We start from the raw sequence: 20,566 nt of genomic DNA on the forward strand, positions 1-20,566 counted from the left end.
TTAGTTAAATTTTTAGCAAAGCGATGAAATTAGATCATTTTCTGCATGTAGGTATACAACACTTCATCCTGTCCGTAGATATCGTTTCTGTACTGAATTTTACCGTTGCTATCTTGCCAGCAAGTATAATAAACCAAATAAACAGGAACTTTGTCTTTCAGTACAACATCCTTTGCCTCAGGGTTAGTAGCCGACATTTCCTTTTTTATGAGTTCGTATTTATTCCCTGCACCAAACAATGCGTTTGCAAGTTCTAGCGGTTGCTCTACGCGTACACAACCGTGGCTAACAGCCCTCATATTCTGCTTAAACATTTCTTTAGCAGGCGTATCATGAAGATAAACACTGCTTTGATTAGCAAAGAGGAATTTTATTTTCCCTAGAGAATTATCTTCCCCTGGTCGTTGTTTAAAAGCGTAAATTTTTCCCGCTCCACTTTGGCTCCAATCTATGGTTTCAGGATCTTCTACCTTTTTCCCATCCTTAAAAACATCTATATTGTTGTTTGAAAGATAATGCGGATCGTTACTGGCATGTTTAGTAATTTCGTTAGTAGCAATACTTTCTGGAATATTCCAAATAGGATTTACCTGAACGCTATGAATTAAGCTGTTAAGCTGCGGAGTTTCACGGTTAAAATATCGATCTTTTTTTAAGTCGTTTTCATCGTACTCTTTTAAATCGCCAATATTTTCCTTGCCTCTACCCTCGCCAACGCAAACTTTCATCTTTAATACAGATTTGTTATTTTCCATAACATCCAAAGAAAAGTCGGGTATATTTACCCATACATACTTACCATCGGCCGGTCTGTTTTTCCATCTTAAACGCTCCAAATTAACCTTTAAAATTCTATCAGATTCTTCCGCAGTTTTGCTCGGGATAATAAAATTGCCGTTTAGGGCTTTTTGCAAGGCGATATATTCTTGGCTTTTTGGCTGTACGCTATCTAAAAACACCTTTATATCAGGTGTATTAAAAACCGCTAAAAAGCTTGCGCTGTCTGGCCTTTTTGTATTGATGTAATATTGGGCATAAATTTTACGAGGGCTAATTAAGCCAAATTGCAACGCATTACTATAATCGGTAAAGGCATTGGCAGCGGCCAGTTCTAAATCTATAAGCACATTGTATGCTTCATCTACACTTTTAACTGCCTTTTTATCGTAGATGGTTGCTAATAGGCTATTTAGTTTTTTCGATTTGAATACTTCTGGATCGATGCCATGAGTACCTGCATTGGTAATTGTTGCAACCGCTTCGCGTAATTTACCAGCGGGCAAATGTTTCATCAGCAAAACAGGTTCATAATCGTTTTGCTCGTAAAAGGCCCTCAAAAATTTAGGGTTTTTAAATCCTGATTCCTTTTTCGCAAAGGCTTCTCTAAACTTAGCAACAAAAACTCCCGTTTCTACTTCTTTAAAAACATTATTGCGGGTTTCCTTAAAAACTTCTTTTCCAATATCTGAATGGCTCTTTTTACAAGACTGGAAAACCAAAATTGCGATAAATACCACTAAGCAGGCTAGATATAGGCGAGACGTATAATTCTTCAACTTCATACACAATTAAGCAGAAATAGGCTAAAATTGTTTGGTAAGCCGAGAAATTTTTTACGTTTTAACCTACATATATCTTTTCAAAGCCGTCCATAATGTTTCGTCGTAGTCGTAAACATCAGGTCTGAATTCTACTTTACCGTTTTCTGCCCATGCGGTGTAATAGCTGATCACAACAGCTATATTCTTTCTGGTAGAGAACCAAGATGGTTTTAATTGAAATCTATTTACCGTATCTGCACGTTTTGCCAATATTTTTTGATACTGCTTATTTCTAGTCGTATCTGTAGGTGGCAAATTTACATCCATCCTTAACTGATCGTACTGAGATTTGCTCTTAACCATTAGTTCAGCAAAATCCAAAGGTTTTTCGATACGCACGCAACCATGACTAATTGCTCTGTTAGCTAATTTAAAACCATATTTATTGTTGGTATCATGCAAATAAATGCTCGAGCTGTTATCGAAAATAAATTTAAACTTTCCTAAAGCATTTCCCTCGCCTGAACCTTGTTTAAACTGAAAAGGTAGTTTTTCTCTAGGGTATTTACTCCATTGAATGGTATCAGGATCGCCTACCACTTTTCCTTTATAATAAACTTTAATGTTGCTATTAGACAAATAGTAAGGATCTTTTCTAGCCATCCAATAAATTTCGCTCTGCGCAATACTAACCGGAATATTCCATACCGGATTTACTTGTATGGAGTTGAATACGCTTATTAATTGCGGGGTTTCGTGATTTCTCGGCTTATCATCTAAACTTCCAGACTTGGCAAAACGCTTCATCTTTTCCGCATAGGTCGCCTCACGCTTTCCTCCTACGCAAACATTCATATGGGTTAGCGTATCATTATTTTTAAACCAAGTAAGTGAAAAATCTGGTATATTAACCTGAACTACCTCATCAGTTTCTATTGGCATTTTCCAGCGTAAGCGCTCTAAGTTAAGCTTGATTTTCTTTATTGCCTCGTCGTTTTCATTGCCAATAGATTGGCGATAGTTAGCCAAAGCTTCTTTTAAATCTAAATAACTTTTAGCTTTTGGCTGTACGCTTGCCAATGTTTTCACCAAATTATCCGTTTTTAAAACAGAATCCATTTTGGCACTATCAGGTCTTTTTAGGGCAATGTAATAGCGATTAAATATTTTACGAGGGTTAACGCTACCAAACTGCATATAGTTGGTATAACGCAACAAGGCATCTGCAGATTTTAATTCCAGTTCTGCAATTACAGGATAAACATCGTCTATTTTCTTAAAATCGTTGGCTTTTAAGGTCGATAATAGTTTTGCAATTTCGCTTTTGTAAAAAACCTCAGGATTAAATCCATCGGCTTTGCTATTTTCCAAATATTGATTAAGCGTATCTAAACCACCATTAATAAAAAACTTAGTTACTAATAAAGGTTTATTGTTATTATCTAAATAATATGCTGTTGTTAGTTTTGGATTGGATAATTCCTTTCCCAATTCGTCCAGTTTTTTGCTAAAAATGCGGTCGTAGGCAACAGTATCAAAATTTTTATAAAGCTTATTATCGAAATGCTCAGCTAATACTTTTCCAATTTCTGGGGTGCTGTCAAACCATCCGCAAGAGGCAAAGAATAAACAAATGATTACTAAGAGTAAGTTTTTTTTCAAATCTAAAAGGTTTTAATCGATCATCACATTGTGATAACAACCTCATCAAGACAAATAAAATGCCATTTATTTTTTGATTTTTGGTTTACAACACTATATTTGTAGCATCTCTCCGCAAAATTACGGAAAGAATATTATAAATGATCCAAGTTTTAAACCATCACGTACATTTACACCATCGCCATTGTGGCGATATATAGTAGTGTGTTTTGTACGCAAAACGGTTTTTAGACAGATTAAATATTCTTATTCCTAATTTTATATAAAGTGAAAACACTTAAAATTGCTATCCAAAAATCGGGTAGACTAAACGAAAAATCAGTTGAAATTCTTAAAAATTGTGGTCTTTCTTTCGAAAACTACAAAAGTTCGCTAATTGCAACAGTTGCCAATTTCCCGTTGGAGATATTGTTTCTAAGAGACGATGATATACCAGAATATGTGCAAGACGGCATTGCCGATTTGGGCATTGTTGGCGAAAACGTAATTATCGAATCGGGCGCCAATGTTTCTTATTTGCAGAAATTAGGTTTTGGAAAATGCACCTTAAAAATTGCAGTTCCTAGCACTAGCACTATTAGCGATTTACAACAGCTTGACGGCAAAGCAATCGCTACATCCTACCCTGTAATTTTAGAAAAGTATCTTAAAGCAAATGGAGTGGATGCGCAGATTAGAAACATATCTGGCTCGGTAGAAATTGGACCGGGTTTAGGCTTAAGCGATGCAATATTCGACATCGTTTCTACTGGCGGAACACTAAAAAGCAATGGACTAAAACCATTTAAAAATGTAATGGATTCTGAGGCGGTTTTAATTGCCGGCAATGGGATGGAACTGAACGAAGAAGTTCAGGAACTGTTGCAACGCATTCAATCTGTGCTACGGGCAAAAGCTACCAAATACGTGGTTTTAAATGTAGAGAAATCTAATCTTCAAGCTGTAGTAGATTTGTTGCCTGGAGTAAAAAGCCCAACCATAGTTCCATTGTTTGAAGAAGGCTGGGTAGCGGTTCATTCGGTAATTGCTGAACAGGATTTCTGGGAAAAAATCAACAACCTAAAGGCAGCCGGCGCACAGGGAATTGTAGTGATGCCGATCGAAAAAATTATCACTTAATTTTAATAAAAAGCGTTAAAATAGGCGAAAAACAATATTAACTATTAGTTAAATCAAAAACTTAACAAATTGAAAATCTACGACTATAAAGATTTATCTTCACAAAAAATAGAGGAACTTTGCGCTCGAGCGGTCGAAGACGACAACATAGTCTCGGAACGCGTAAAAGAGATTATTTCTACTGTAAAAACCAGTGGTGATAAAGCACTTTTTGAATTTGCCGAACGGTTTGACAAAGTGCGGTTGCCTTCGCTTTTTATTGATGGCAAAACGTTAAAAGAGCTTGCCTCAAAAATTGAGGAACCGGTAAAAAACGCCATCGATATCGCTTATCAGAACATCTATAAATTCCACAAAGCTCAACTTAAGGCAGAAGAGAAAATTGAGACTATGCCCGGTGTAACTTGCTGGCGGGAGGCAAGAGCTATTGAAAAAGTAGGGCTTTATATACCGGGTGGCACGGCTGTGCTTCCAAGTACATTTTTAATGCTAGGTATTCCGGCAAAAATAGCGGGTTGCAAAGAGATCATCGTATGCTCTCCGCCTCAAAGCGATGGAAAAGTTAACACCTACATTGCGTATGTTGCACAGCTTCTAGGTATCGAAAAGATATATCTTATTGGTGGTGCGCAAGCCGTTGCTGCAATGGCCTACGGAACCGATAGCGTAACCAAAGTTGATAAAATTTTTGGTCCCGGAAACCGCTATGTAACCGAAGCAAAAAAACAGCTGCAACCAAGCACTGCAATTGACATGCCCGCAGGCCCATCAGAGGTATTAGTGTTCGCAGACGACACTGCCATTCCGTCATTTGTTGCCGCAGACTTACTTGCACAAGCAGAACATGGAACTGATAGTCAGTCGATTTTGGTTTCTACTTCAAGAGAAATTATAGCTGAAACAATTAAGGAAGTTGGAAAACAGGTAGGCGAATTGCCGAGAAAGGAAATTGCAACGCAAGCAATAGCAAATTCTTATATTATTTATGCCGAAAACAGCCAACAGGCGATGGATTTTAGCAATATTTATGCCCCCGAGCACCTAATTTTGGCAACCGAAAACTTTGAATCGCTTATTCCTTTGATTATCAATGCCGGATCGGTGTTCTTAGGCAATCTAACTCCAGAAAGCGCTGGAGATTATGCGTCTGGAACTAACCATACGCTACCCACAAGTAGCTTTGCCAAAGCATTTTCAGGTGTTTCAGTTGATACTTTCCTTAAGAAGATTACGTTTCAGCATTTAACAAACAAAGGTTTAGAAAATATTGGCCACACAGTAGAGATCTTGGCGACTGCCGAAGGACTGCAAGCACACAAGAATGCGGTAACCATAAGATTGAAGAATAACTAAGTTAGGATAAAAGAAATGATGAAGGACTAAAGGACAATGACTGGAATGGAGTTGAAATACAAAATTATTTAATCATTTGTTCCTTCATCCTTAATCTAAAAAATTAAAAATGGACATTAAAGACCTACAACGAGAAAACATAAAAACCCTTAAGCCATACTCCACCGCGAGGGACGAATACAAAGGGCAGGCAAGCGTCTTTTTAGATGCCAACGAGAATAGTTTCGGTTCGCCGTTGCCAGCAAATTATAACCGCTATCCAGATCCGTTGCAATTGGATTTGAAAGATGCTATTAGTAAGATAAAAGGCGTGCCCATTGAAAACACATTTTTGGGCAACGGAAGCGACGAAGCGATTGACCTTTTGTTTAGGGCCTTTTGCAATCCAGGAAAGGATAACGTAATTGTCCTCCCCCCTACTTATGGCATGTACGAGGTTTCTGCAAACATTAACGATGTGGAGTTAAGGAAAGTAGATTTGTTGCCTAACTTTCAGCTCGATTTAGAGAAAATTGCCGAGACCATAGATAGCAACACAAAAATGATTTTCATATGCTCGCCTAACAACCCTACCGGAAACTCGATCGATAGAAGCGATATAGAGACGATCTTAGCCAACTTTAAAGGCTTAGTGATCATTGATGAAGCTTATATAAATTTCGCCCGCCAAAAAACGTTTATTCAGGAGTTAACAGAATATGCAAACTTGGTTGTGCTGCAAACTTTCTCAAAAGCTTGGGGATTGGCCGCATTGCGTTTGGGAATGGCATTCTCATCGGTACCAGTTATCGACATCCTAAATAAGGTTAAACCTCCTTACAACATTAATCAAGCTACCCAAGATTTAGCGCTAGCTGCTTTGGCAAACATTAAACAGGTAAACGACTGGATAAAGGTGACGGTTAGCGAACGCGATAGGTTAAGCAAAGCATTAGCTAATCTTAAAATTGCGCAAAAGGTTTACCCATCTGACGCGAATTTTATCTTGGCGAAAGTTGACGATGCTTCTGCAATTTATAACCTTTTGGTTGATAAGGGCATTATTGTACGAGATCGTTCAAAGGTTTCGCTTTGCGAAGGATGCCTAAGAATAACCGTTGGCACACCGACAGAAAACGATGAACTGATTAGCATTTTAGAGAAATTATAATGAAAAAAGTATTATTTATAGACCGAGACGGCACGCTAAATATTGAGCCAGACGATGAGCAGGTTGATAGCTTTGCAAAGCTAAAATTCTATCCTCGATCACTTTATTATCTCTCTAAAATTGCAGCTGAGCTGGATTTTGATTTGGTAATGGTTACTAATCAGGATGGCTTGGGAACACCTTCAAATCCTGAAGAAAATTTTTGGCCGATACATAATTTCATGATCGAAACCTTTGCAAATGAGGGCGTGGTTTTTAGCGAAATTATGATTGATAGAACGTTTGCAAAAGATAACGCACCCACACGTAAACCTCAAACGGGATTGCTTACCAAATATCTAACAGGTGATTATGATCTGGCAAACTCTTTTGTTATAGGCGACAGATTAAACGATGTTATTTTAGCTAGAAACTTAGGATCAAAAGCAATTTTCTTACGCCAAAACGATGCATTAGGCAGCACAGAAGCCTTAGATAAGTACGAAACGCTATCGGAAGTAATTGTACTAGAGACACAGAAATGGGAAGATATTTATACGTTTTTAAGAGCTGGGGCTAGAAAAGTAACACACATTCGTAAAACTAACGAGACCGATATTACCATAAACCTGGATTTGGATGGAACCGGAAAAGCAAGTATAAAAACGGGCTTAAACTTCTTCGACCATATGCTGGATCAAATTGCCAGACATGGAGGAATGGATTTAGACATCCTTACCAAAGGGGATTTACACATAGACGAACATCATACCATTGAGGATACCGGAATTGCCCTAGGCGAAGCATTTGCCACCGCGATAGGCAATAAATTAGGCATAGAGCGTTATGGTTTTTGTTTACCAATGGATGATTGCCTGGCCCAAGTAGCAATAGATTTTGGCGGCAGAAACTGGATTGTTTGGGATGCTGAGTTTAAGCGTGAGAAAGTTGGCGACGTGCCTACGGAAATGTTCTTCCACTTTTTTAAATCTTTTAGTGATGCTGCAAAGTGTAATTTGAACATTAAAGCAGAAGGCGAAAATGAGCACCATAAAATTGAAGCTATTTTTAAGGCATTTGCAAAAGCTATTAAAGTTGCATTAAAACGTGATGCGGAAAAGATGGTGTTGCCAAGCACGAAAGGCTTATTGTAAATAGGGAGCAAGGATAAATGTGCGAGGAGCAAAGATAAATGAGCAAGGAGCAAAGATAAATAACTAAAGAACAAAGAACTAAAGTCGTTTACCTTTATGCTGAAAAGATATGATTTGAACACGAAAATTAACAAAACAGCATACAAACCTGTTATTGGAATGTGTGCTAATCATATGAAAGTTTTGGTTTTGAAAAAATAGAACCCTTTCGTATTAGTATTATCGTTAGAATCTACTTTAACACGTTGTTTATTGTTTGAAAAACTGGCTTTGTAAGACAAACCTGATAGTAGCGAACACGGATCCCGATTTTTCATCGGGAGGAGTAAAGCGAATAGCAGGACTACAGCACCTTTGGAAAACTGACAATCATTTTCTAATTAAAGATAAATGGAAGAAAATAAAACAAAAGAAAAGTCCTCTTCAGGAGATTTAGGGGTTGGCATTGTAAACTACGGGGCAGGAAACATTTTCTCGTTAACCGCAGCTTTAGAGAGGCAAAACATAACTTACGGAATGATTGATACGGTAGCGGATTTCGAAAAGTTTAGCCATATAATTATTCCTGGCGTGGGACACGCTGGCGCTGCAATGGAAAAACTGCAACAAACTGGCTTAGTAGATGCTATTAGAGCTTTAAAAAAACCGGTTCTTGGAATTTGCGTAGGTATGCAACTTTTAACCGACCACTCTGAAGAAGGAGATGCTAACCTACTGGCCATCATTCCGTTAAAAACAAAATTATTTGACAAAAATTTAGGAATGAAAATTCCGCACATGGGTTGGAACAATGTTGATTTGAAAAACAATTTATTGTTTGAAAATGTTGATTCTGAGACACAATTTTACTTTGTGCATTCGTATTTTATTGAATATAACCCTACTTTTGATATTGCAGCTGTAACTTATGGAAACAAATTTTCGGCTGCTATACAAAAAGATAACTTTTACGGCGTACAGTTTCATCCAGAAAAATCTGGCGAAGCTGGCGAGCGTTTATTGAAAAATTTCTCAAAACTTAGTTCATAAAATGTACATTATCCCAGCCATTGATATTTTAGACGGAAAAGTTGTTCGCTTACGCGAGGGCGACTACAACCAAAAAACAGAATACGAAGTTTCTATTGAAGAAATGATTGAGCGATACCGTTCTAACGGCACAGATTTTATTCATATTATTGATTTAAACGGTGCCAAAGGCGATTTCAGCAATCAAAAAACCTTATTCGATATTATTAAAAAAACCGAAATGCGTGTGCAGTACGGCGGTGGAATAAGAACGATAGAACAGGTTAACAACTTACTCGACGCAGGCATCCACAGGGTAATTGTTGGCACGCAAGCTATTAGCAACCCTGATTTTTTGCCAGACTTAAGTAAGGCTTTTGCTAAAAAAGATGATTACGCCAACCGCATAGTGATTGCCATCGATGTTTTAGACGAGGTGATAAAGTATTCGGGTTGGATGGAAAGTTCGCCCATTAAGCTAATGGACTACGTTGACAAATGCCTTGCCTTAGGGTTTTTTAGGTTTTTGTGCACGGATATTAGCAAAGACGGAAAATTAGGTGGTGCTGCAATAGAGCTTTACCAAAAATTGCTAGAACACTCGCCAATGATTAAATTGATTGCTTCTGGCGGTGTAAGCTCTATGGATGATATACGTGCCTTGGCCAAATATCCAATTAGAAGCGTTGTTGTTGGAAAAGCTATTTACGAAAACCGTATTTCTATTGAAGAGATAAAGGATTGGAATTTGAAAGCCTTGACAAGTATATAACCGAATGAAATCAAAGAAGCTGTTAATTACCGGGTTAACATTGATACCTATTAGTTTTGTAATGTTTCTTTGGGGAATGCACATGTTTATTTATAAAGGGAATTATACAAAGCTTATGGGAGTTAGTGGACTCTGGAGCTTCCTTCTTTGCATCTCGACCTTTATAATAGCTTTAGTTTTAATAACAATTGCATCTAGAAAAAAAAATAAAATCTAACACAATCGTCATTGCGAGGCACGAAGCAATCTATTTTGCGAGAAAGATTGCTTCGTACCTCGCAATGACGAAAACACAAACAAATGCTGAGCAAAAGAATAATCCCCTGCCTTGATGTTAAAGACGGTCGCACAGTAAAAGGTGTAAACTTTGTTGATTTACGTGATGCTGGCGATCCGGTAGAATTGGCCGCACAATATGCTAAGCAAGGTGCAGACGAATTGGTTTTTCTAGACATTACAGCCACTCATGAACGTAGGAAAACGATGATTGAAATGGTTAAGTCGGTGGCTAGGCAATTAAACATTCCTTTTACCATTGGTGGAGGAATAACTGAAATTGCTGATGCCGAAGCTTTGTTAAATGCTGGAGCTGATAAAATTAGCATCAATTCGGCAGCGGTTAGAAATCCGATTTTAATAGAGGAACTTGCCAAAAGGTTTGGAGTGCAGTTTGTAGTTTTAGCTGTAGACACGAAACACGTTAATGGTAAAAACATGGTTCATTTAAACGGAGGCCGATTGATTACCGAATTAGAAACAGAAAATTGGATAAAGCAGGCTGAAAGTTTAGGCGCTGGAGAAATCTTGCTAACCTCTATGGACCATGATGGCACTAAAGCCGGTTTTGATTGTGGGTTATTAAGTAAGGTGAACCAAATGATTAACATTCCGATTATTGCTTCGGGTGGAGCAGGTAGCATGCAACATTTTACCGAGGTGTTCCAACAGGCTAATGTAGATGCTGCTTTAGCGGCATCAGTTTTTCATTATGGCGAAATTCTTATACCTGATTTGAAACAAGAATTGAAAAGGAACGAAATTCCTGTAAGGATATAAAAATACATTCTTCATTATAAGGCATGAAGCATTCTTTCTACTATAGCGGGCAAATAAACCCATCGCTTTAAGATTGCCTCGTTCCTAGCAATGACGAAACTAGATAAAAAAATGAACATAGATTTTAATAAAGGTGATGGTTTGGTTCCTGTAGTAATACAACATGAGCAAACTTTAGAGGTTTTAATGTTGGGCTATATGAACGCCGAAGCATTTGAGAAAACACAGGCTGAAGGCAAGGTAACTTTCTTTTCTCGTTCTAAAAACCGTTTGTGGACCAAGGGCGAAGAAAGTGGCAATTTCCTTTTTGTAAAATCGATAGATATTGATTGCGATAACGACACCTTGCTAATTAAGGTAAATCCGGTTGGACCAACTTGCCATACAGGCAGCAGAAGTTGTTTTAAAACAGAATACAACCAGAATTTTATTTTTGAGTTAGAAAATATTATTAATGATCGATATGAAAATCCTGTTGAAGGTTCGTATATCAACAAAATGCGTGGCAAGGGTTTAAATAAAATCGCCCAAAAAGTAGGTGAAGAAGGTGTAGAAACTGTTATTGCGGCATTAGCAGAAACTGAAGAAGACCTAATTGGAGAAGCAGCAGATTTACTTTTTCATTTAACGTTTTTGCTAAAGGAAAAAGGATTATCGATCAAAGACATTGCTAAGAAACTAGAAAGTAGGCATAAATAAGGTAGAGGGTTAAAGGCTTAAGGCTAGTTGCTCTTCAATATTATTAAGTTAAGCGATGTTAGGGTTGCCACCAGTAGACTATTCCTATGTTGGCGTCCCCGCCAACGTTATAACTAACTATTAACTTAATGACAGTGGACGACTTCATCAGAAAATAAAGTTCTTAAAAATATCAACATCAAAATGCTTAAATACATTTCCTATTTCAATCTTGTTTTAGCAATTGTTTTATTGGTAATGTTAAGAAGCGGTAGAAATTATATTGATGTGGCATTACTTACACCATCAATTCTTTTCAATTGGCTTACGTTATATCATTTACTTAAAAATAATTTGAAATTCGCCAAATGGCACTTTTATGTTGGTTATATAAGTGTTTCTCTTAGTATTATTTCTACCATATTTACCGTTATACTTTTGTTCGAAATACTTTCAAATAGCAGCATATACCTTGGCCCTCCAATTAATTTATTTCTGGTCAAACTGTTGTTCGATGTTCTAACGATATCCCAATTCATTATGGCTTACAGCAGTAACAAAAAGCTGTTAAATCAAACTTATCAAAACTAAATAACTCACATGCTCAAACACCTAAAAACCCTTTCTGGTCATCAAAATCCTGTTTATGCTTTAGCCAATTCAGATGATGATAATACTTTTTTTAGTGCCGGAAACGATAAAGGAGTTGTAGAATGGTCGCTGGAAACCATGGCTTTTGTGAAAGTTAAAATGCCTGTCCAAAGCTCTGTTTATTACCTCCACTATTACAATAACCAACTTTTTGTTGGCGAGCGAAGTGGAGCATTTAGCGTATATGATGTTAAAGAGGATAAGGTAATTGCAAGAGTTAACGCCCATACCAAGCCCATTTTCAATATTCAAGTTGTAAAAAGCAAAAACGAACTTTTAACTACTGGCGAAGATGGTTCTGTTGCCGTTTGGTCGCTCAGCGATTTTTCAGAAATCTTTCGGTTTCAGGCAGCTTACGATACCGTTAGAGCCATTGCTATCTCTCCTGATGAAACTGAAATCGCTTTCGGATGTAAAGACCATTTAATAAAAATTTATAATCTGGCTGATTATAGCATTAAGCAAAACCTAGATAGTCATACTTTACCTGTAACTTCATTAGCTTATCATCCTAGCGGAAAATATTTGATTTCCGGAAGCCGAGATGCCCAGTTGAAAATATGGAATTTACCAAGCTATGAACTAGCACAAACCATTCCGGCACACATGTTTGGCATTTATGGTATCGCCTTTCATCCAACACTACCCTATTTTGCTACGGCAAGCCAAGACAAAAGCATTAAACTTTGGGATGCTGAAAACTTTAAGCTTTACAAAATTCTAAGCTTAGAAAAAGGCGAGTTTGGGCATAGCCATTCTGTAAATAAAATAATCTGGAGCAACGAAGGAAAACACCTAATTTCTACAGGGGACGATAAAAAGGTAATAATTTGGGGGCTGGATTAGCTTTTTATTTCTGGCGTTTTAATATATCTTAGCGAAATGGACACACCTAAGAATTTACCTACGCTTGATGCTGCACAAATTAGAGTATTGGGTGCTTTGATGGAAAAAAGCAAAACCACACCAGATTATTACCCAATGACTTTAAATGGTTTAGCCGCAGCTTGTAACCAGAAAACTTCTCGTAAACCGGTAGTAAACTACGATGAATCTACCATTATCGCCGCTCTAAACTCGCTAAAAATAGCTGGCTTAATTTCTACAGCAACTGGCGGTTCTATAAGAAACATTAAGTACAAACATAATTTTGCCATCGTATTCCCGGTTTTACCGTCGGAAGTTGCAGTAATGTGTTTGCTTTTTTTACGCGGACCACAAACGCCTGGAGAAATTAATACCAACTCTGGTAGACTATACGAATTTGATACTTTGGAAGAAGTGCAACAAGTTTTAGAAAAATTGGCTAGCGATGAACATGGTTTTATCAAACAATTGCCTCGCAAGCCTGGTCAAAAAGAACAACGCTATATGCACTTATTTGCAGGTGATATTGAAACTTTTGAAGAAGAATACATAGCGGAGGAAAACCCCAAAAACAATAATGAGTTAGAAGAGCGTCTAAGCAAAGTTGAAGAAGAACTTGCCGAGCTTAAAACAAATTTCGATAAGTTGATGAAAGAATTGATGGGATAATGATTTGTACGTTTTAGGTTTTAATAATTTATTACTGAAAATGTTCGTTCCTCTTCGCTTTAGTAAGCTTCGGTCCCGCTATCGCCTATAGTCCTCGTTCGTACCTCACTCCGGGCTATTTGGCTCTATCGGGTTTAGTTACAGAAGGCTGTGTTGCCAAAACCTACCTGAACCAACATTATCTTTTCCATAACAGTCATGGTAAGGACAGAGCAATCTGCACAATAAGATTGCTTCGTCCTCGCAATCACGAAATAATTAAAGTGATAGGTTAATTAATTTATATTGACCTTTTTCATTCCTTCTCTACCATAAAAAACCGGGAAATACATCATTTCTGCTTTTGCAGGATTTAAAATGTAAGAACCAGAATATCTTGGCATTAGATCTATTTCGAAAGTGTATTTACCTTGTTTTAGTTTTGTACAAAAGATGGAAGTTTTATTTTTAAAATATTCGCGGTGTGTTTCAACTCCCCAAAAATTCTGGATTTTATTCTCATAACTGCAACCAGCCGGGATAGGGATTTCGATCATCACATAATCGGCATCTGCCTTTACTTCAACCTCCACCTTTAATTTCGCCAGGGTTCCCGCTTTTAGCTTGGTTACTATTTCTCCATTTTGCAAAATACTAGAAGTAACCTTAAAATCTTTTTCTACCTTTTTAGGTTTTGTATTTTGAAATTGCTGATAAGCCGTAAAGTAAACTGCTGATTTGCCTTTCTTCTCTACCATTAAATCAGTGGGATTTGCGATTACGCTATCGAAAGGAAACTGAGTGATTACCTGCTCATTTACTTTAATGGATGCGGGTTCTCTTTTATCGTTCGTAGAAATAAAAGCAGGCAGAATAGTCTCTAAAATTAATGATGCTTCATAGGTATTTCGCCATTGCCCATCTTTACGTTGCTCTAAAAAGTAAAGTGCTATCTTCTCCAATTCCTTTTCGTAACCGCCGGCATTTTTTAAAATTCTATAAGCTAATAATGTATTGTGAATACTATTATCCCAAAAACGAATGCTCTCCTCTCCCCAATAAATACTACCAAACATGGTTTGTTTTTTAAGCTTGGTTAACACACTTAAATCTATTTTTAAACCTGCCATTTGCTTCAATTCGATCATTTCTAACAAGCTAAAGGTAGATACTTTGATTTCTCTCTGTTTCAACGCTAAAACCTCTGCTGAAAGGCCTGCATCGCGTTTCTTTTCCTTTTCTTCAAATGCCAAAACCCAATCTTTAATGTAATTTTTGCCATCCAGCAAGTGCAATAGTTTAATTACTTGTATATCGTTATAATTGGGTCCATCTGTTAATTTATCAACTAAATAGCGTTGTAATAACGGTTTGTTTAAGTCGACTGCATAACCTTCTTTTTCAGCTTGCAATAGCGCTTCAACTACGTGCAAGCTAATCCACATTTGCTCCTCGGTATTTTGCCACCAACCCCAGGTTCCTTGTGGTTTTCTGTTCTGTTGCAGTTTTTTAAGGATGAAAGTAATGTCTTTTTCGTGGTTAAACTTTTGATCTAAGTATTTACGTACTCGTTTCTCTAGCAACAGCGATTTCAATTTAGACGCCAATTGCTCGTTACACAAATACTCGTAATTGCGCAGTTTGGTCATCTCATCCAACAAAGTCGGAAAAACTGAAGCTTCTGCCCTGAGCTTTATTTTGCCTAAGTTTTTATCAAAGGCATAGTTTATTGTTGTATCTCTTAGCAAAGCAGAAAAATAGCCTTTGGTTTCTTTCACGCCCGCTTCAAAAACCGGTATTTTTCTACGCTCGCCGTCGAAGTAGCCGTTTTCTTGCGCCAAGGTATATTCAAAATTCAAGCTATCTTTTGATTTTACCACAATCCCCAAAGTATCAATTAATGAATTTTTAAATTTCACGGTGGAGTTTCGAAGTTCTTTACCATTGTACGAGAACTTACGAATGCCCGTTTCCTCCATCGGAGTGTAGTTCATTAACTTACCTAAAACATTAATACTATCGCCAACAGTAGCAAAAAGTGGTGATACGAAATTAGCACTTAATGACTTAAATGATTTGATAGTTCCTTCTGTGTAACCGGTTTGCTTATTGCCATTCATTGCCATTACACGTGTTTTCCACTTCGTAATATCATCTGGAAATTTTACCGTAAACTTAGCCACACCATTTTCGTCTGTAGTTAATTTAGGTTGCCAAAAGCCTTCATCGTTAAAGTTTGTGCGCATTGTTTGTTGTTGTGCAACTGCTTCTCCGACTAGATTGCTTGCCAAATTGCCTTTTTTACTTTTTACGATAATTACCCCATTAACTGCTTGCGAACCGTAAATAGCTGTAGCACTGGCATCTTTTAAAACGGTAACATCTTTTACCAAATCCTTATCTAAACTGCTGATATCGCCATCAAAAGGTACGCCATCTAAAATAATTAAAGGTTTTTTGTTGGCAGATAGCGTTGACGAACCTCTTAACATTACAACTTCTTCAAGTAACAGTCCTGGTGCTGAACCTGCTAATGCATAGCTTAATTCATTATTGACAGACATTGTTGCGCTTGCAGTCATATTTTGTTTTTTCACTGTACCATATCCTACTACTTCAACTTCTTTTAAATTATTGTCAATTGTATCTATTAGAATATCTCCAACGGAACCATTTACTATATCAAATACTTTATCATAAAATCTTCTTGCAGATATCTTTACACCTCCCTTTTCTGGTGTTTTAAAACTGAATAATCCTTTAGCATCGCTGATGGTTTGCAGATCTAAGCCAACAACTCTTACCACAATCCCTTGCAACGGCTTTTTGGTTTGGCTTGATAAAATTCTTCCCTGCACTTTGTTTTTCAACTCACTTTTATCGAATAAGTGGCTGTTAAAAAATTGCTGGTGTTTTTCTGAAATAGGCTGAAGGCCATAACTCGGAACAGACTTAATCATACTATCCAGTTTCTGGCTAAATACATCCGCTTCTGAGATCTTGAAACTGCTCCATTTGTAATAATTTGCGCCGTTTGGTTTTACGTTTATGCTATCGGTAATAAAATAGCTGTTATCCTTCAACAAAAACATCAATTTATATTTTCCGCTTTCGTAAATATCTGTATTGATATCGCCCTTGTAAATGCGCAAAAAATTTGCCTGATTAGGTTTAAAAGCAATAATGTTTTTGATGTATGGAATATGATTGGTAAAAGCAGTATCAATATCATACCTCAATTTTCCGGTAGATTTTAACCCTACATAATCGATATCCAAAAGCTGTGTAGTACGACTGCGCAAATCCATAAAATCTAACCAAATTTTATCAATTTCTTTCTTTTTTAAGGCGTACTCGTTGGCGAAGTTGGTATTTCCGTTATCGGCACCTCCATTTAGTTTGGTATTAAAGGCATAGGTTGTTTTGTTTGATTTTTGCTTGATTAAACCCGGCTCAAAAGTATAGGTATATCCTGCTTCTTTTGTAAAATTCTGACGCCATTTTTCATTATCAAAAATCAATAGGTTTTCTCGTATCGGGCCAACTAAAAGCTCTTTCTCAATACGATTGTTGGGATTTATCAATAAACGAGTATCAGAATTTAGGGCAGATACAGTAATTTTATTAAGATCAGAATGATTGGCAACTCTTATCATGTAATGATCCAATTGCTGGCTTTCTTCTGTAGTAAGCGTTGTAGGCTTGTTTACCGTTACCAGTTTATTTATAGTATCTGCCAGAATGCTTAAAATGGTTTTTTTACCAGCTGTGATGTTGTGACTAACCGTTATTAATTTATCAGCTGTGCGTATTTTAAATTGGTGAATACCTGGCTTTACAACAAAAGAATAACGTTGCAATTGCTGTGCCTTGCTAAAATACACCGGTACATTATCGATATAGACTATAGTGACAGGCAAAATTGCGCCATCAAGAACCACAAATGGGGCAACCTGCGTGGTGGTATCGTTTGTAGTTTCTGTGGTATGATAAATTGGATTTGGGTGTGTAAACTTGTAATATTCTATCGTATCTAAGCCTAAACTTTTGCTCCATTTGGTCCAGGTGAGTTGATCTAACTTTGTGCTCACGCTACCGTAAGCTTCATCGGCCTCTATTTTAATTTTGTTGGTTTTATGCGCTAGATATTTTCGACCCAAATAAGGTAACCTCACATCCGGAACGTCTGTAAATTTTGAGGTAAAGGCTTGTGCAGTAACATCCGTTTCGGCTACGGGTTTATGGTTTAAATCTGTAACCTGCACCAACATATTTACTTTTTGGCCAGGGTAAACCATATCTGGCGCAATCAGTTTTAAGTTTAATTGGTAAGGGTTATAGAATGCACTAACTTCGCTGGTTTCTTCATCTCCATCCCAAAAATAATTAATGCGTATGTGACTAGCTTTTCGGCTATCATTTTTAATCAATGTATCAAGTTGATTGGTGTAACCTCTTAAAATAACTTTGTTTTCGGCAAAAATGGTATACCAAAAAGGCACTTTATGCTCATTGATGACCACTACACGCAAACTGTCTTTATTTTGCAGGGCGTTAATTTGCAGTTCAGGTTTTAGTTTTGTGATGTCGATGGTAGCAGTATCTTTCGGCGTTTCTATCTCATAATATTCTGCTCGGTAATCAATTTTAGTAACATAAGGCAAAGTAATGTTTTGCGAATTGATCACTACATCATCTTCGGTAAAACTCGTCATTTTGGCCTGCTGACTTTCACTTTTATTGTTTACCAAATAAGTGATAGCCAAACTATCCTTTCTAAATTCAGACTTTATCTCGACAGGTTTAACAGCTTTTTTTGTGCTCTTCCAATCGTTGTAAGTTAAAGATTTCGATGCCGTTCTCACTTCGTTATTGCTGTTCAAAAATTTGGCACTAATGTCAAAATTAAGGTTAGCTCTTGGAAAAATATCTGCTGGTAGAACAAGTTTGGTCTCACCAACAGGCTCTAACGTAATGTTCTTTTGCCAAAGTGTATCAGGTACGAAAACTTTTTTATCTGCATAATAATTTACATGACTAGTGGTCAGCGTGAGTTCTACCCTACCATCAGGAACTGCCAATTCGTTTTCATCTGTCGCTTTAAAATAAACGGTAATTAAACTGTCTTTTGTCTGCTCATTCCGATCAGTTCGAAGCACAAAATCAATCGATTTCAGTTCATAATCTTCATAACGGAAGTTGTTACTGATGCGAAATGCTTTCTTCGGCTTTTTAGATTTTTCTTCCAAACTAATTCCATAATTCCTATCAAGTTTTAAGTTTAAACTATCTGCAAGCACGAAACTATATTCGTAACCTCCATTCTTATAAGGATTTATTGTAGCTAAGTTCTTTCTAGTGCCATCAATCTGCAAAATTACTTCTGCTGATTTGTTTTTTAGGTTTCCGCCTTTGGCATTAATGATAAAAGATTTGAATTTTACCGTGTCGTTTGGTTTGTACATCGGCTTGTTAAAAACCATATAGCCCGCATACAAAGATTTGTTACTGCTTTTCTTTTTAAAAATGGTTTTAAATGGTCGCCAAAAATATTTGATGGGAAAAGAGTAGGCTACTTTTTTAAAGAACGACCAATCTTCCCTGTCATCATCATAGTAATTATCATCGTCAACATCGTATTCAAAAAAATTACTTACACCTTCATGCACCACTTTTATAATACCTTCTTCTTTCGGCTTGCCATTTTCCTTACTATGCTTGCTCCTATACAATTTTGCTTCTGCATCGTAAATTGCCTTTTTTTTGCCATCAATTTCTACGAATGCATTGGTAATTAAATTGCCTTTAATATCTGTTACGTAAAACTGAAAATCATTCTCGTTATTAATAAACTGTAATAAAACGTTGTTTTCGCTTAACAAACTTGTATTGATATTACCTCCGCTAGCACTTACCATCAGGTAATTTCCGTAAGGTAAATCGCTTTTTTTGTAATCGCGATAATAGTCTGAACTAACTAACGTATGATAGAAATCATTGTTAACCTTATTGTCTTTGAGTAAGCTAACAACCTCTTTATCAGTTATTTTATAAGCAAACGTTATGCTACTGGCTTGTTTGCTTTTAGACAGTTTATTTTGGGCAAAGGCACTAAAAGTAAAGAATAGGGAAAGGAAAAGTAAGCGTAATTTCATAAGCAATTAATTTATTAACTGATGTTTTTTTCATCCGTAATCCATAAACTAATAGAGGTGATGCTCAAATATATTTGTTTTAAATGATATGCTTAATGGTATCTATTATTTGATTAAGATTTACTGGGATTTGGTTATTTTGCCTTACTATTTGCAATCTTAAACCTTTAGGCCTACAATAGCAACGATCTAAAATTAAAAAATTAGATTAACGCTGTTTTTTGATTAATTTCGCCATTGCTATGAGTATTAAAGTTAAAAACCCAAAAGAATCTTTTACTATAATGAACGAGTTAGTGTTGCCCAACGACACCAATACGCTAAACAATTTAATGGGTGGAAGACTTTTACATTGGATGGATATCGCGGCAGCAATTTCTGCACAAAAACACTGCAATAATATTGTAGTAACGGCATCGGTTGACAATGTTTCTTTTAAACAACCTATTAAACTTGGTGATGTTATTACAATTGAGGCAAAGGTTACACGCTCTTTTAACAGTTCTGTAGAAGTTCGCTTGGATGTTTGGGCAGAAAACATCCCGTCTGGCACAAGAGCAAAATCTAACGAAGCTTACTATACTTTTGTAGCAGTAGACCAAAAAGGAGGGACAATTCCGGTTCCGGCCTTAAAACCTGAAACAGAAGAAGAAATTGAACTTTTTGACGGTGCTTTACGCCGCAGGCAATTACGTTTAATTTTGGGCGGTAAAATGCTACCAAATGACGCAAGCGAACTTAAAGCGTTGTTTTTTCCCGCAGTTTAATTTCTT

14 protein-coding genes are annotated in these 20,566 nt (G+C 36.8%); 11 read left to right on the forward strand and 3 right to left on the reverse strand.

Annotated elements, in window-relative coordinates; genetic code table 11:
* Positions 1–29 precede the first annotated feature (29 nt).
* Together DUT69_RS13590 and DUT69_RS13595 are read right to left on the reverse strand one after the other, a co-directional pair.
* Entirely contained in the window at positions 30–1,562 is a 1,533-nt protein-coding gene (locus DUT69_RS13590; protein WP_113653792.1) for a L,D-transpeptidase scaffold domain-containing protein, read from the reverse strand.
* 63 nt (positions 1,563–1,625) lie between these two features.
* Positions 1,626–3,203 carry a L,D-transpeptidase scaffold domain-containing protein gene (locus DUT69_RS13595; protein WP_113653793.1) on the reverse strand — a complete coding sequence of 526 codons (1,578 nt, stop codon included), beginning with the start codon at positions 3,201–3,203 and terminating at the stop codon, positions 1,626–1,628.
* A gap of 267 nt (positions 3,204–3,470) precedes the next feature.
* Here DUT69_RS13595 and hisG point away from each other — a divergent pair, with 267 nt between their 5' ends.
* From hisG to DUT69_RS13655, 10 genes are all read left to right on the forward strand, one after another.
* Positions 3,471–4,322 carry an ATP phosphoribosyltransferase gene (gene hisG, locus DUT69_RS13600; RefSeq protein ID WP_113653794.1) on the forward strand — a complete coding sequence of 284 codons (852 nt, stop codon included), beginning with the start codon at positions 3,471–3,473 and terminating at the stop codon, positions 4,320–4,322.
* A gap of 69 nt (positions 4,323–4,391) precedes the next feature.
* Entirely contained in the window at positions 4,392–5,675 is a 1,284-nt protein-coding gene (gene hisD / locus DUT69_RS13605) for a histidinol dehydrogenase (RefSeq protein ID WP_113653795.1), read from the forward strand.
* A gap of 109 nt (positions 5,676–5,784) precedes the next feature.
* On the forward strand, positions 5,785–6,825 hold the full coding sequence (hisC, locus tag DUT69_RS13610) for a histidinol-phosphate transaminase (protein WP_113653796.1): 1,041 nt from the start codon (positions 5,785–5,787) through the stop codon (positions 6,823–6,825).
* A complete protein-coding gene (gene hisB / locus DUT69_RS13615) occupies positions 6,825–7,958 on the forward strand; it encodes a bifunctional histidinol-phosphatase/imidazoleglycerol-phosphate dehydratase HisB (RefSeq protein ID WP_113653797.1) in 1,134 nt (377 codons plus the stop codon). Before hisC ends, hisB begins: the two co-directional genes overlap by 1 nt.
* A 390-nt stretch (positions 7,959–8,348) precedes the next feature.
* Positions 8,349–8,987: an imidazole glycerol phosphate synthase subunit HisH gene (hisH, locus tag DUT69_RS13620; protein WP_113653798.1), complete on the forward strand. Its 639-nt coding sequence runs from the start codon at positions 8,349–8,351 to the stop codon at positions 8,985–8,987.
* Position 8,988: 1 nt separating this feature from the next.
* Positions 8,989–9,738: a 1-(5-phosphoribosyl)-5-[(5-phosphoribosylamino)methylideneamino]imidazole-4-carboxamide isomerase gene (gene hisA / locus DUT69_RS13625; protein ID WP_113653799.1), complete on the forward strand. Its 750-nt coding sequence runs from the start codon at positions 8,989–8,991 to the stop codon at positions 9,736–9,738.
* Between the two features lie 300 nt (positions 9,739–10,038).
* Complete coding sequence (gene hisF, locus DUT69_RS13635; RefSeq protein WP_113653801.1) at positions 10,039–10,794, forward strand: imidazole glycerol phosphate synthase subunit HisF; 756 nt, start codon at positions 10,039–10,041, stop codon at positions 10,792–10,794.
* 111 nt (positions 10,795–10,905) lie between these two features.
* A complete protein-coding gene (hisIE, locus tag DUT69_RS13640; RefSeq protein ID WP_113654187.1) occupies positions 10,906–11,493 on the forward strand; it encodes a bifunctional phosphoribosyl-AMP cyclohydrolase/phosphoribosyl-ATP diphosphatase HisIE in 588 nt (195 codons plus the stop codon).
* Positions 11,494–12,072: 579 nt separating this feature from the next.
* Complete coding sequence (locus tag DUT69_RS13650; RefSeq protein ID WP_113653803.1) at positions 12,073–12,969, forward strand: WD40 repeat domain-containing protein; 897 nt, start codon at positions 12,073–12,075, stop codon at positions 12,967–12,969.
* Positions 12,970–13,005: 36 nt separating this feature from the next.
* Entirely contained in the window at positions 13,006–13,659 is a 654-nt protein-coding gene (locus DUT69_RS13655) for a YceH family protein (RefSeq protein ID WP_113653804.1), read from the forward strand.
* A gap of 275 nt (positions 13,660–13,934) precedes the next feature.
* Here the strand turns inward: DUT69_RS13655 and DUT69_RS13660 are convergent, their stop codons facing one another.
* Entirely contained in the window at positions 13,935–19,793 is a 5,859-nt protein-coding gene (locus tag DUT69_RS13660; protein WP_113653805.1) for an alpha-2-macroglobulin family protein, read from the reverse strand.
* A gap of 242 nt (positions 19,794–20,035) precedes the next feature.
* Between DUT69_RS13660 and DUT69_RS13665 the strand changes: the two genes are divergently transcribed.
* Positions 20,036–20,560 carry an acyl-CoA thioesterase gene (locus DUT69_RS13665; protein WP_113653806.1) on the forward strand — a complete coding sequence of 175 codons (525 nt, stop codon included), beginning with the start codon at positions 20,036–20,038 and terminating at the stop codon, positions 20,558–20,560.
* Positions 20,561–20,566 lie beyond the last annotated feature (6 nt).

It is taken from the genome of Pedobacter namyangjuensis (assembly GCF_003313325.1).
Taxonomy (GTDB): domain Bacteria; phylum Bacteroidota; class Bacteroidia; order Sphingobacteriales; family Sphingobacteriaceae; genus Pedobacter; species Pedobacter namyangjuensis.